The 13,367-nt window shown below is 48.2% G+C and carries 12 protein-coding genes and 1 other RNA gene; 7 read left to right on the forward strand and 6 right to left on the reverse strand.

The window, feature by feature from the left end; translation table 11 throughout:
- Positions 1 to 61: 61 nt before the first annotated feature.
- Both fsa and ffs read right to left on the reverse strand, forming a co-directional pair.
- Positions 62 to 718: a fructose-6-phosphate aldolase gene (gene fsa, locus ACYVB1_RS11400; RefSeq protein WP_460923706.1), complete on the reverse strand. Its 657-nt coding sequence runs from the start codon at positions 716 to 718 to the stop codon at positions 62 to 64.
- 108 nt (positions 719 to 826) lie between these two features.
- Positions 827 to 923, reverse strand: an RNA gene (gene ffs / locus ACYVB1_RS11405) — signal recognition particle sRNA small type.
- Positions 924 to 1,186: 263 nt separating this feature from the next.
- On the opposite strand from ffs, the gene guaA reads away from it, so the two are divergent.
- From guaA to ACYVB1_RS11435, 6 genes are all read left to right on the forward strand, one after another.
- Positions 1,187 to 2,716: a glutamine-hydrolyzing GMP synthase gene (gene guaA, locus ACYVB1_RS11410; RefSeq protein WP_460923707.1), complete on the forward strand. Its 1,530-nt coding sequence runs from the start codon at positions 1,187 to 1,189 to the stop codon at positions 2,714 to 2,716.
- Between the two features lie 100 nt (positions 2,717 to 2,816).
- Positions 2,817 to 4,517, forward strand: a complete 1,701-nt coding sequence (locus ACYVB1_RS11415) for an ABC transporter substrate-binding protein (RefSeq protein ID WP_460923708.1) — start codon at positions 2,817 to 2,819, stop codon at positions 4,515 to 4,517.
- A 30-nt stretch (positions 4,518 to 4,547) separates the two neighbouring features.
- The gene (gene hemL, locus ACYVB1_RS11420) at positions 4,548 to 5,846 is read left to right on the forward strand and encodes a glutamate-1-semialdehyde 2,1-aminomutase (RefSeq protein ID WP_460923709.1); all 1,299 of its coding nucleotides are present in this window, start codon (positions 4,548 to 4,550) and stop codon (positions 5,844 to 5,846) included.
- Positions 5,847 to 6,059: 213 nt separating this feature from the next.
- Positions 6,060 to 6,596: a dCTP deaminase gene (gene dcd / locus ACYVB1_RS11425; RefSeq protein ID WP_460923710.1), complete on the forward strand. Its 537-nt coding sequence runs from the start codon at positions 6,060 to 6,062 to the stop codon at positions 6,594 to 6,596.
- Between the two features lie 177 nt (positions 6,597 to 6,773).
- The gene (locus ACYVB1_RS11430) at positions 6,774 to 7,223 is read left to right on the forward strand and encodes a hypothetical protein (RefSeq protein ID WP_460923711.1); all 450 of its coding nucleotides are present in this window, start codon (positions 6,774 to 6,776) and stop codon (positions 7,221 to 7,223) included.
- 221 nt (positions 7,224 to 7,444) lie between these two features.
- A complete protein-coding gene (locus ACYVB1_RS11435; protein ID WP_460923712.1) occupies positions 7,445 to 7,915 on the forward strand; it encodes a hypothetical protein in 471 nt (156 codons plus the stop codon).
- A 65-nt stretch (positions 7,916 to 7,980) separates the two neighbouring features.
- Here ACYVB1_RS11435 and gldC read toward each other — a convergent pair whose 3' ends face one another.
- The gene (gene gldC, locus ACYVB1_RS11440; RefSeq protein WP_460923713.1) at positions 7,981 to 8,325 is read right to left on the reverse strand and encodes a gliding motility protein GldC; all 345 of its coding nucleotides are present in this window, start codon (positions 8,323 to 8,325) and stop codon (positions 7,981 to 7,983) included.
- Between the two features lie 76 nt (positions 8,326 to 8,401).
- On the opposite strand from gldC, the gene ACYVB1_RS11445 reads away from it, so the two are divergent.
- Positions 8,402 to 9,448, forward strand: a complete 1,047-nt coding sequence (locus ACYVB1_RS11445; RefSeq protein WP_460923714.1) for an endonuclease/exonuclease/phosphatase family protein — start codon at positions 8,402 to 8,404, stop codon at positions 9,446 to 9,448.
- Positions 9,449 to 9,674: 226 nt separating this feature from the next.
- Here ACYVB1_RS11445 and dnaN read toward each other — a convergent pair whose 3' ends face one another.
- The 3 genes from dnaN to gldF all read right to left on the reverse strand — a co-directional run bounded on the left by dnaN (position 9,675) and on the right by gldF (position 13,320).
- Positions 9,675 to 10,799 (reverse strand): DNA polymerase III subunit beta, encoded by a 1,125-nt coding sequence (gene dnaN, locus ACYVB1_RS11450; RefSeq protein WP_460923715.1) that lies wholly within the window; start codon positions 10,797 to 10,799, stop codon positions 9,675 to 9,677.
- Positions 10,800 to 10,906: 107 nt separating this feature from the next.
- Positions 10,907 to 12,598 (reverse strand): gliding motility-associated ABC transporter substrate-binding protein GldG, encoded by a 1,692-nt coding sequence (gene gldG, locus ACYVB1_RS11455; protein ID WP_460923716.1) that lies wholly within the window; start codon positions 12,596 to 12,598, stop codon positions 10,907 to 10,909.
- Entirely contained in the window at positions 12,592 to 13,320 is a 729-nt protein-coding gene (gene gldF, locus ACYVB1_RS11460) for a gliding motility-associated ABC transporter permease subunit GldF (protein WP_460923717.1), read from the reverse strand. Before gldF ends, gldG begins: the two co-directional genes overlap by 7 nt.
- Between the last annotated feature and the right edge of the window lie 47 nt (positions 13,321 to 13,367).

The following is a 13,367-nucleotide window of genomic DNA, read 5'->3' on the forward strand; positions in this document are numbered from 1 at the left end:
AGTTTAGCTTCAAAGCGCTGCCTGCCAATCGTAATTCGTAACCCTTAATTCGTAATTGAAATTACTTGTTTCCTTTGGCGTGGTCGGCAAGGAATGTTGCCAGTCCGCTATCTGTAAGCGGGTGCTTCAGCAAACCGGTGATAACAGACAATGGGCATGTTACCACATCTGCGCCAATTTCAGCACACTGCACCAGGTGCATTACGTGGCGAACAGAGGCAGCCAGTACTTCTGTCTGGTAGCCATAGTTGTCATAAATCTGCACAATCTGCTCGATCAGATTCAAACCATTGGTAGACACATCATCCAGGCGACCCACAAACGGAGAAACATATGTGGCTCCCGCCTTTGCAGCCAATAAAGCCTGGCCGGCAGAGAATACCAGTGTACAGTTTGTTTTAATGCCTTTATCACTGAAATAACGGATAGCCTTCACGCCTTCCTTGATCATTGGTACTTTTACAACGATGTTCGGGTGCAGGTCAGCCAAAGCCTCTCCTTCACGCACTATTTCATTGAATTCAGTTGCGATAACTTCAGCACTGATGTCACCATCTACAATCTCACATATTTTCTTGTAGTGGGCCATCACGTTATCGTGGCCAAAGATGCCTTCTTTTGCCATCAGGGATGGATTGGTGGTTACACCGTCCAGAACGCCCATGTCGTATGCTTCCTGTATGTCATTCAGGTTAGCAGTGTCGATAAAAAATTTCATAATGCTGGAATGTTGATTTAGCTACAAATCTAACGCATTAATTGAGAATCAGGAAAGTAATCAAGGGAAATTTGGGAGAAAGCGAAAAGCTTGAGGAAAGGGCAAAAAAAAGTGGCAAACCGACATCGCGCCGCTCAACCACCTACCCTTGCTACCTTCCGGTCCTGGGGGAGTTCAGCAGGAGCTGGCCGTGCCGATTTGCCGTTGCAAAGGTACATAAAAAGCTATTCAATGCAAATCTACCCTTTAAAAAAATACAGATTTCTTCTGCCGTGAAGCCTATTATATTCAGTATCAACGTACTTTAAACTTAAAAAAAAGATGCAATTCGCTAAAGCAGCAAGATGCCACACAGCGTTAGCTTTAGAACAGTTGCTGTAGCAAGGTAAACTTGAGGCTCAATGCTCCCGCCTGATGCTTATATCTAATAAAATTGGCAAAAACTGTAAAAGCACCTTACCTTTGCACATGCCAGAAAAAATTCTCATTCTCGATTTTGGCTCCCAATACACCCAACTCATCGCCAGAAGGGTGCGCGAGCTAAATGTATATTGCGAAATATACCCCTACAACAATGTGCCTCCCCTTACGGAAGATGTAAAAGGAGTTATCTTCTCGGGCAGCCCCTGCTCAGTACGAGACGAAGAGCACCCCACTTTAGATTTAGACCAGTACCTTGGCAAGCAACCGGTATTAGGCGTGTGCTATGGCGCTCAGCTAATCGCACACGAGTATGGTGGCGAAGTTACACCTTCTACTATCCGCGAATACGGTCGTGCCCGCCTGAGTGATCTGCATCATGCCGATCGCCTGCTGAAGGAGCTTACCATGGGTTCAGTGGTATGGATGTCACATGGCGACACCATTAAGGAGGTACCGGACAATATAGAGGTAATTGCCAGCACACCGAGTGTGCGCGTGGCAGCCTACAAACTGCGTGACCAGGAAACGTACGGCATCCAGTTCCACCCGGAAGTAACACACTCCGACGAAGGAAAGATATTGCTGCGCAACTTCGTAGTGCACATCTGCGGCTGTCAGCAGGATTGGACAGCCGAACAGTTTGTAGAAGGTACTGTGGCACAGCTACAGGAGAAACTAGGTAACGACAAGGTGGTGCTCGGTTTATCAGGTGGCGTAGACTCCAGTGTGGCAGCCATGCTCATTCACCAGGCTATCGGCAAAAACCTTTACTGCATCTTTGTAGATAATGGCCTGCTGCGCAAAGACGAGTTTGAAACTGTGCTCGACTCTTACAAGCACATGGGCCTAAACGTAAAAGGGGTTGATGCAAAAGACAGGTTTTATGCCGCTTTAGAAGGTATAAGAGATCCTGAATTAAAGCGCAAAGCCATTGGCCGCACTTTTATTGAAGTGTTCGATGACGAGGCACACCAGATAGAGGACGTGAAGTGGCTTGCACAGGGCACGATTTACCCTGACGTGATTGAATCCCTTAGCGTGAAGGGACCCTCAGCCACCATTAAATCGCACCACAACGTAGGCGGCCTGCCGGACTTTATGAAGCTGCAGGTGGTAGAGCCACTGAATACGCTGTTCAAAGACGAGGTGCGCTTAGTAGGCAGGACCCTGAAAATAGACGAAACCATCATTGGCCGCCACCCTTTCCCGGGGCCAGGCCTGGCTATCCGTATCCTGAGCGATGTAACGCCGCAGAAAGTGGATATCCTGCAGCAGGTAGACCACATCTTTATCAGCAGCCTTAAAAGTGCCGGGCTGTACGACGATGTATGGCAGGCAGGTGCTATCCTTACGCCGGTACAGTCGGTGGGTGTGATGGGTGACGAGCGCACCTATGAGCACGTGGTAGCGCTTCGTGCCGTAACAAGTGTTGACGGAATGACAGCCGACTGGTGCCGTTTACCGTACGACTTTCTGGCAGATGTTTCGAACGATATCATCAATAAGGTTAAAGGTGTTAACCGCGTGGTGTACGACATCAGCTCTAAACCACCTGCAACCATTGAGTGGGAATAACAAGTAAAAGAATGATATGTTGGCAAAAGACAAAGGCCCCGATACGGAAAAAGGTCTTACACCTTTTGTCAACATGTCTTTTATATCGAATCTAAATTGTATGATTAGAAGCTTTTGGAATAAAGCTGCCGGCCTTTTGCTGCTTGGAGCACTGGCTATGCCGGCACAGGCACAGGTACAGGACGCAGGCACAAACTACAGCAATGGCAAAATACTGCTGCAGCAGCAGCGGTATGATCAGGCAATGCCCGAACTCTTGCCCCTCACTGGCAGCGAAAGCCCTTATGCACCGGAAGCTTCCTATTTCTATGCCCTGGCGGCTCTTAAAAACAACCAGCCGGATGAAGCCTACCAAATGCTGCTACAGCTTCAGAACCAGCACCCTGACTGGACCGGGATGGCTGATGCTGATTACCTGCTGGCCAATGTACTGTTTGAGCAGGGAAATTATGAGCGGGCACTGAGTAAACTACAGGAACTGAAAGGCTCTGCTCTGGCTAGTGATGCAGAAGGACTGAAACGTTTTTACCTGAACAAGCTAAACGACAAGACTACGTTTGAGCGACTGCTGCAGCGGTATGACAATGACAAAACAGTAGCTCAGGTTTACGCAGACAAGTTGATTACAGGTTGGTACCGTCCGCAGGATCGCCAGAAACTGGAGAACCTGGTAGCAAAGCATAACCTAGACCGCAGCCGCTATTTAAGTGAAAGCGTTTTGCGCGGCCAGGGGTACAATGTAGCCTTACTCCTACCCTTTCAGCTGAACCAGGCGCCACAGCATACCGCCCGTAAAAGCCAGTTTGTAACGGATATGTACGCCGGTATGAAGCTGGCACAGGACTCGCTGCGGAAGCAGGGCATTGACATCAACCTGTTTACCTACGACACCAGCGCGGACACCATGAGCGTGAAGCGGGTGCTGGACTTACCGGAGATGAAGCAAATGAGCCTCCTGATAGGCCCTATTTACAAATCTACAGCCAAGGTAGCGGCACGCTTTGCAGCACAGCATAACATCAATGTCATTAACCCGCTGTCGCAGGACCTGGAAATGGCACAAGGCAACAGCAATGTTTTCCTGTTCGAATCATCAGTAGCGACGCAGGCTAAACAGGCAGCCGCGTATGCCTACCTGAATTTCTCCCCTAAAACGGCTGTCATTGTGTATGAGAACACAAAAGACGACACCAACTTTGCCAACCATTACCGAGAGCATTTCGAGAAGCTGGGAGGCAATGTAAAGTCTTTTACTAAAATCAGCTCCAGCCAGACAACTGCAACTGCTGCCGTGTTCCGAGGATTAAACCTGCAGGATGCAGGCCACATGGCTGTTTTCTCAGATAAAATGACAGCAGCCGTAAACGCTACCAGCCTGCTGCAGGGACAGGCCAAATCGCTTCCACTCGTTACGTATGACAAATGGCTAGACATAAACCAGATTACCCTTCGCCAACTCGATGACCTGGAAGCATATTTCATCAGCCCGAAGTACATGAACAAAATGAACCCGCTTAATAGCTGGTTCAGGAAGCAGTATATCAGAAGATATAACCTGCCGCCTTCTGTTTATGCCTATGCAGGCTTTGAGATGCTGTACTACTTTGGTACTATGCTTAAAAATTACGGGCCGCAGTTCAACCAGCAGCTGGCGCAGGCCGGTTCCCGCCTAGGCGTATTTTACCCTGGCTTAAGTTATACTGATCCGAATAAACGCAACGAAGTGCATCCTGACAACCAGTATGTGCCCATCACCAAATTAGAAAACCTGCAACTTACTGTTGTGAATCCTGTTTTCTAATGTATAACATTGTTTGACACAAAATTACTTATGATACAAGCACAAGTAAGTAACGAGCTTTTCCAGCGCGCCCAAAACAGCATCCCGGGCGGAGTAAATTCCCCAGTCAGGGCTTTCAGGGCAGTTGGTGGAAACCCGCGGTTTATGGTATCTGCCAAAGGACCTTATTTGTTTGATGAAGACGGCAATCGGTTCCTGGACCTGATAAACTCCTGGGGCCCCATGATACTGGGCCATGCTGCAGAAGTGGTAAATGAGGCTGTACAGAAAGCAATTCCAGAATCCCTTTCTTTTGGCGCTCCGACACGCAAAGAAATAGAGATTGCGGAACTCATTGTGAGCATGGTGCCCAGCATAGAGAAAGTGCGTATGGTGAACTCCGGAACTGAGGCAACCATGTCCGCCATTCGGGTAGCGCGTGGCTATACCGGCCGCGACAAAATTATTAAGTTTGAAGGCTGCTATCACGGCCACGGGGACTCCTTCCTGATATCTGCAGGCAGCGGGGCTATTACGCTTGGTGTACCGGACAGTCCCGGTGTTACGAAAGGAACAGCCAACGACACGCTCACCGCACCCTATAACAACCTGGATGCCGTGAGAATATTGGTGGAGGCAAACAAAAACCAGTTAGCTGCCATTATATTAGAACCTGTGGCAGGTAACATGGGCCTTGTTACTCCCCAGCTGGACTTCCTGCAAGGCCTCCGCAACCTGTGCGACAAAGAAGGCATCGTACTCATTTTTGATGAGGTGATGACCGGATTCAGGCTAGCCCCAGGAGGTGCACAGGAGCTTTATGGCGTTACTCCGGATATGACTACCTTGGGCAAAATTATAGGAGGCGGTATGCCGGTAGGTGCTTATGGCGGGAAAAAAGAAATCATGGACTTTGTGGCTCCGGCGGGGCCTGTGTACCAAGCGGGTACGCTATCCGGCAACCCTATTGCCATGTCAGCTGGTATGGCCATGTTAACTTATCTGAAAGAGCACCCTGAAACCTACATACAACTGGAGCAAACAACAGCCAACATGGTGGCTGGTATGAAGCAAAACATGCAGCAGTTGGGTCTGTACTATACCATTAACCGCATTGGCTCTATGTTCAGCATCTTTTTTACCCAGGAAAAAGTAGTAGACTTTGATTCGGCAAAAACATCAGACACAGCCCTCTTCGGTAGGTATTTCAACAGCATGCTGCAAAGGGGGATTTACCTCGCTCCTTCCCAGTACGAGGCGCTGTTTGTATCAACAGCTGTAACAGAGGACCTGGTAGCACAGTATTTGCAGGCAAACCTGGAGGCACTACAGGAAGCGCATCAGGCATAACTCTTTGCTTACATCACTTTAGAAACATCAAAAAGCAGCACCCAATCCAGGTGCTGCTTTTCATTGAGCCAAATTGTAAAATAAAAACGGTTGCAGCTCCTCCCTGCCACTTTCTTCCTGGCACACCTGGGCGTGACCAGGCAGCAATCAGCCATAAACCTTGTCTTATAGCAGCTTATTTGCTTATTTTACAAACTATTTTTTAGCCACACCATGATTTTAACAGATAAGCAGATTTTATCAGAGATTGAAAAGGGCACCATTCTCGTGGAGCCATTTAACCGTGACTGCCTGGGCACAAATTCTTACGACGTGCACCTGGGGCGTTACCTGGCAACTTACAAAGACGAGGTGCTGGATGCCCGCAAACACAATGAGATTGACGTGTTCGATATCCCGGAAGAAGGTTATGTGCTGAGGCCGGGCACGCTGTACCTGGGGGTTACACTGGAGTACACAGAAACACATGCGCATGTGCCATTCCTGGAAGGTAAATCAAGTGTTGGGCGACTAGGTATAGACATACATGCCACGGCAGGAAAAGGAGACGTTGGCTTCTGCAACACCTGGACACTTGAAATATCTGTTTCGCATCCTGTGCGGGTGTACTATGGAATGCCCATCGGGCAGCTCATTTATTTTGAGGTAAAAGGTGGCATCGAAAATTACTATAACACCAAGCAAAACGCGAAATACAACCACCGCACCATGAAGCCAGTGGAGTCGATGATGTGGAAAAATGAGTTCTAAAAATATTTCATGTACTTGCCAAAAAAGCCGGTTTTTTAGCTAAAATCGGCTTTTTTGGCATAATGTCTGCACTATATTAGGCGTTACAGTGATACAGCACCGTCCGGAATTATTCAGAAAGGACCATCGTTGTATACCTAACCAGACAGCACAAACTTAAAACTATAGAAAGGAAACATGATGAAGAAACTAATGATAATGACTTGCATGGTATTCAGTGGAGCGTTTGCGGCTTCAGCACAGGAGACACCCGGAGTATCTGCCCAGGAGAGAGCAACAAACCTTTCCAATGAGATGATCCGAGACCTTGGCCTGAATAACTACCAGTCACGGAAAGTAAATGAAATTAACCTGGATGTAGCCAAGCAGATGTTAACCATTGAGAAGCAGTATGCCGGTAACCAGGAGAAGATAAACGAGCTTTGCAACCATGTATGCGCCGAGCGAGACCAGAAGTTAGAAAACGTACTAAGCACCGTGCAGTACAAAGAGTATTTCGGTGACCGTAAGAGCCTGGTGGCGCTAGACAGGCAGTTTATGAGTGATGCTGCCTACAGAACACGTGGTGGTAATGGTGTATCCTCAGAGGCTAGTGCAGGCTCTGCAAGAACAGTAAGTGTTAATTAATATCCATGCAAGGCTAATCTTTAGTTTTCAACTCAAATAAAACAGCAATGCCACTCCGGGTATGGAGTGGCTTTGCTGTTTATATAGGCCTGGTATGTCATTATCAGGCGTGCAGCTATCGCTGTCACCTTCACTGTGACACCACTGCCCTATCAAAACCCGGCTATTGTACGTATAAGAAAAAAGACGACTACTAAACAATCTAAAGGAAGGACTTAACAATGAAAAAGATATTGGTAATGGCTTGTATGATGTTTGGTTCAACTCTAGCGACGAATGCCGCCGGAACCAAAATGGCACCAAAAGCACCCGGCGATAAGTCGTCTAAAACCTTGGCAAGTTCAAGGGCGAAACATCTGTCTGATCAGATGATTCGTGGGTTACAGCTGAACAACTACCAGTCAGGTAAAATAAGAGAAATAAATTTAAAGGTTGCGGAGCAGATAACAGCTATTGAAGAACAGCATGCCGGCGACCAGGCAAAAATTGACGCACTAAGCCAGAAGGTATATGCGGAGCGGGATCGCTTTCTTGAAAACGTGTTAAGCACCGTGCAGTACAACGACTACTTTGGCCATCGTAAAGAATATACGGCCATGGACAAAGAGTTTGCGGCCAATGCTAATCAGGAAGAAAGCACCGAAGATGCAACAGCCACTACCGGTGCCAGAACAAGTGCAGGTGCAGACTAAAATATAGTTATTCACTAAAACAGTAAGGCCGTCCCGGTTTCGGGGCGGCCTTACTGTTTTAGTATTTACTGCTTGTCATTCTGCTGTCTGTCCTGCTCTACATGTGTCATCAACTCTTCGCAGAGAGTCCGAATCTTTTGAGCCATCACCTGGTCGCTGGTTGCAGTGGCAATACTTTGGGCCATAGCACCCATGGTATCAATATAGAAGTACTTCATCTCATCCACCGGCATGTCCTTTGTCCACAAATCAATTTTCATGGTACCTGCCTCGTCTCTGTCCCAAAGCGAGATGTTGATGGCTTTAGCAAAGTGAATTCTGTCACCGGCATCTGTTGCACGCCAGCTGATAGCTTCGGGTACGCGGTTATCATCTAAGGCAATGCTAAAATATATTTCAGATTTCTTCATTTGGTCAATTTTTAAACTTTATAGTGTGTGTATCTCGTAATATTCTTATTCAGATATATGAGCACAAAGTTACACGATGCACCACGGAATTAAAACTCTCTCCCTCTTTTTTACCCTAATCCTCCTTTTCGGGTGTTCCCGATCACCTACAACCTCTCAGCGAGGCCTTCTTCATACCATTGGGTTTTATAACACAGAAAAATTGTTTGACACGAAGAACGACCCGAAAACCGCAGATGATGCCTTTACACCTACCGGTGACAGAGGGTGGACGCAGGAGCGTTATGAAACGAAGCTTCGGAACCTGGCCTCTGTTATTTCCGGTATCGGGGGCAAAGGAGGCCCGGCAATCGTGGGTCTTGGGGAAGTGGAGACGAAGCAGGTAGTAGAAGAACTTGTAAATACTCCCCCACTTAGAAAGTATGACTATAATGTCATTCATTATGATATGCCAGACGAACAAGGATTGGATGTAGCACTCATTTACCAGCCAAAGCACTTTAAACCCACTTATACGCAGGCTATTCCCATTGCCTTTGGGGGCGGGAACTATACCTCCCGTGACATCCTGCAGGTAAAAGGGGAACTCCGTGGCGAGCTGGTCACAATATACGTCACTCACTGGCCACCCCGCACCCGGACGAGGGCAGGAAGGCAGGATGATAGCCGGCTGCGAACCGCAGCCAAAACCCTCCGTCAGCATATAGACCAGCAGCTGGAAGCTGATCCTAATGCTAAGATTATTGTACTGGGAGACTTTGATGCAGAGCCGGATGCTGCCGTGATGAAGGAGGTGCTGCAGGCAACAGGAAGACCTGACCCGTCATATAAAGAAGAACTCTTTAACACGCATTACCTGACTTTTGTAAACGGCGCAGGAAGCTACGCGAACGAAGGAGATTTCAAGATGCTGGACCAGATACTGGTATCAAAGTCACTGCTGAACGAGGAAGCAGGCCTGCAATATGTGCGGGGTTCTGCTGGGATACATGCTCCTAACCATAGCATGTTCCTTTTCGGCAAGTACAGAGGCACGCCAAGTCGCACGTATTCCGGCACCCTCTACTTAGGTGGCTACAGTGATCATTTCCCGGTGTACATCCAATTGCGCAGAAAGCGGTAATAAACAACCAAATAAAAGAATTTTAGCCACGGAAACTACCTGCGGGGCAACCCGTTTACTCCCTTACTTCTGAGTCTCCCGGAGCAACAAGTGCATTACATCATTAGACGAAGAACCAATTGCTGTGACTTGAAGAAAAGGTGTATGCTATTCAAAAAACAAGAAAGGCGAGCTGTTCAGCTCGCCTTTCTTGTTTTTTGAATGTCTTAGCTTATTTTAAACTTCTTTAAACGTAATTGTTCAGCATAACAGGCATTACGAGCATCAGCACGTTTTCATTGTCTTCGTTTACAATTGGCATCAGCAAACCGGCACGATTTGGCGTAGATAACTCAAAAGTAATTTCATCTGAATCCAGGTTGTTCAGCATCTCCATCAGGAACTTAGCATTAAAGCCAATTTCCATGTCCTCCCCTTCGTACTGGCAGGCCAGGCGCTCATTCGCTTCGTTAGAGAAGTCAAGGTCCTCGGCAGAAACATGCAGTTCAGAGCCGCTTAATCGCAGGCGAATCTGGTGCGTTGTTTTGTTGGAATAGATAGAAATACGCTTTACGGAGCTCAGCAAGTCCTGTCTGTCAATTACCAGCTTGTTCGGGTTCTGAACAGGTATTACGTTTTCATAATCCGGATAGCGCTCATCAATCAGGCGGCAAATCATGCGGATGTTGTCAAAGCTGAAGAAAGCGTTGGACTGGTTGAACTCCATGCGAACAGCTGTCGCCTCAGAAGGCAGCGTAGACTTCAGCAGCGTGAAAGCCTTACGCGGGATAATCAGAGAGGCTTCCTGGCTTGTTGCCACATCCGTACGTCGGTAGCGCAGCAGGCGGTGCCCGTCTGTCGCTACAAAGGTCACGCTGTCGAAACGCAACTGCACAAAGATACCCGTCATGGCCGGGCGAAGCTCATCGTTGCTTACTGCGAAGATGGTTTTGTTGATGGCTCTTGACAGCACATTGGATGGTATGTCAATGGCATTTGCCCCCTGCACCACTGGCACGCGCGGGAAATCCGTTGCGTTCTCGCCAGACAGTTTGTAACGGCCGTTAGAAGAGCTGATTTCAATGGTATAGGTCTCCTCATCAATAGTGAACGTAACCGGCTGGTCTGGCAGGTTCTTCAGTGTTTCCAGCAGGATCTTAGCAGGAGCAGCGATACGGCCATTTTCCTTTGCCTCTACCGCCAGTTCCGTGATCATGGATGTCTCCAGGTCACTGGCAGTGATGGTAAGGGTGCTGTTGTTGATCTCGAACAGGAAGTTCTCTAGGATTGGCACGACAGGGTTGTTCGTAACCACTCCGTTTATGCTGGATAACTGCTTCAGAAGCGCAGATGAAGAGACGATAAATTTCATTATTCTACCTATAATGTTATTCGGACAAAGTTATAAATATTTCGCATTTCTCCTACGCCTTTCGCCACTCCTTTTTCGTGCCTCGCTGTATAAGAGAGGGATAAAATTTAGAAGCGCTCATATTTGCGCTTCCGCAGGTAATAGCGGCTTAAGCCAAATACGCCCAGCAGCACAATAGGGGCTACCAGGTTCAGCAACTGCCAGTAAGTTTTCTCTTCACGCACCCGCAGCTTGTCTAAGGGCCGGAGTACAATTTCCTTGCTTCGTACATTGATCAAGCCCTCTGCATCAAGCAGGTAATGTATGGTGTTCATGGCTAAGTCTTTGTTGGCAAACGTAATGTTATTATAGCGATCGAAACCTAGTTCGTAGGCCTGCCCTGTACGCGGGTTAACTTCGTTCCGCACCAGGTCACCATCAGAGAAAACAGCAATCTTCGTCGGCACTCCCTGCTCCTGCACTTTGGTGTCCGGCACCCCGGCCGGCGCACGGCGGTTCCGGAACAGGGACGTAAAGGCACCCTCCAGCAAATAGCCTACAGGCTGTGGCCCTGCCTGGAACAGCTCCGGGTTCACCTCCATACGCGCCTCTTCTAGAGTAATGGGTACAGGCGGCTCCAGAATCCTTGAATAAGGGGAAGTATAGACCAGCGGCGTTTTTGTGATTCCTTCGGCTCTTACAGTATCTATGGTGCCCACGAATTTGGTATAAACCGCATCCAGGTTACGCGTTATAGGGTGCTGGCTGAAGTTATTCAGCAATGGGTAAAAGCGCCAGTTAATCATCTCCGTTTGCGGCCGATCACCGGCATAGCCTGTTACCATGGGGATAAAGCCGGAGTTGAGGTCCATGACCATAGTCGGGTTCAGGCGTACACCGTAGCGGAACAGCAAGTCTTCCAGGTTGAGGTTGTACGGTACGGCAAACATACCTCCAGCGCCCACGCTGTCCATGTTTGCATTTAAAGCATCTACAAAGAACACAGCCTTTCCACCCCTCATGATGAACTGGTCAATCTTGTACTTGTCCGCCTCTGTAAACTGGGAAGTCGGCTTCGCCACAATGATCAGGTCAAGCCCCTGTAATGTTGGAATTTCGCCTAGTTCACCCCGCGCTACCCGGTAGTACTCCTGCAAAGAACCCAACAGGTCAGTTACCTGCTGCATCTCCAGTTCTCCCTGCCCGGTAATGTAGCCAATCACCTTGTTGCCCTGGAAGGCCACTTTACGAACAGCATTCGCCAGCTCGTACTCCACCCCTTCTACAGATTGGTTCAGGCGCTCATCCGGCGAGGCTGCCAGATTTCCGCGCAGCAGGTTTACGGCTGTTTCCTTGCCTTTGTACCGCACAATTGCCCCCGGAAACACCAGTCGCTCTACCTGCTTGCCCTCTTCAGTAGCTCTTAAGTTGGTTGGGGTGATTCCTTTCTGAGCCAGGTTAGTTATGAACTCTGTGCGCTGCTTCTCATCCGTGATTTCATTCGGGTCGATGAAGTTATAGCGCAAATTACCGCCGGAGTAGATACGGAACTCATCCAGCGTTTCACGCACCGACTGTTGCAGCCTTTTGAACCCGGCCGGAAAATCCCCTTCCAGGTACACATCCACTACCACTTCGTCCTGCAGGCTTCCCAGCATCTGCTTTGTAACCGGGGCGATGGTATAGCGCTTGTCCTCTGTCAGGTCCAGGCGAAAGAAAAAATTAGCAGCCAATACGTTCAGAAGAACGATACCAGCTATCCAGGCTATGAACTTCAGGATATCGCTGCCACGCCTGCTCTTATTCTGCGTTGTTACCATTTTCTGCTCCTTAAGACAAGTTTAGTAGCCAAAACCATAATAGTGATGACGCTCAGGAAATAAAGCACGTCGCGTGAATCAACAAGGCCTTTGCTAATGGAACTGTAGTGATAAGAAATCCCTAACTGGCTGATCAGGTAGCTGTAGCTACCCCATACCGGAATAGAGGCAATTAAGTCAAAACCGGTGTAGATGATGTAGCACAGAAACACAGCAATCACGAAAGAGATAATCTGGTTGTCTGAAACAGAGGAGGCAAACACACCAATGGCAGCAAAAACACCAGCCAGGAATATCAGGCCCAAATAAGAACCTACCACTGCTGCAGAATCTAAGTTACCCTGTGGGTTGCCTAACTCATATACTGAGTAGTAGTACAGCAGAGTAGGAACGAGCGCAAATAAAGCCAGCAGCAAAGCAGCAAAGTACTTGCCCAATATAAGCTCTAAGTCCGTCAGTGGCTTAGTTAGCAGCAACTCAATTGTTCCTTCACGTTTTTCCTCAGCGAAAGTACGCATCGTGATGGCCGGAATCAGGAACAGGAACAGCCAGGGAGCCATGTTGAAGAGTGTCTGTAAATCGGCAAAGCCGTATTCCAGCACGCTGCTTTCCGGGAACACCCACATAAACATACCGATGGCCACCAGGAAAACCGTGATGACAATGTAGGCGATGAGGGAATTCAGAAAGCCGTTAAATTCTTTTTTAAGTATGGAGAGCATGTATTGTTCATTATGTATGCTGCATCATGAAAGTCCAGTCACAGAAA

The organism is Pontibacter brevis (genome assembly GCF_054779655.1).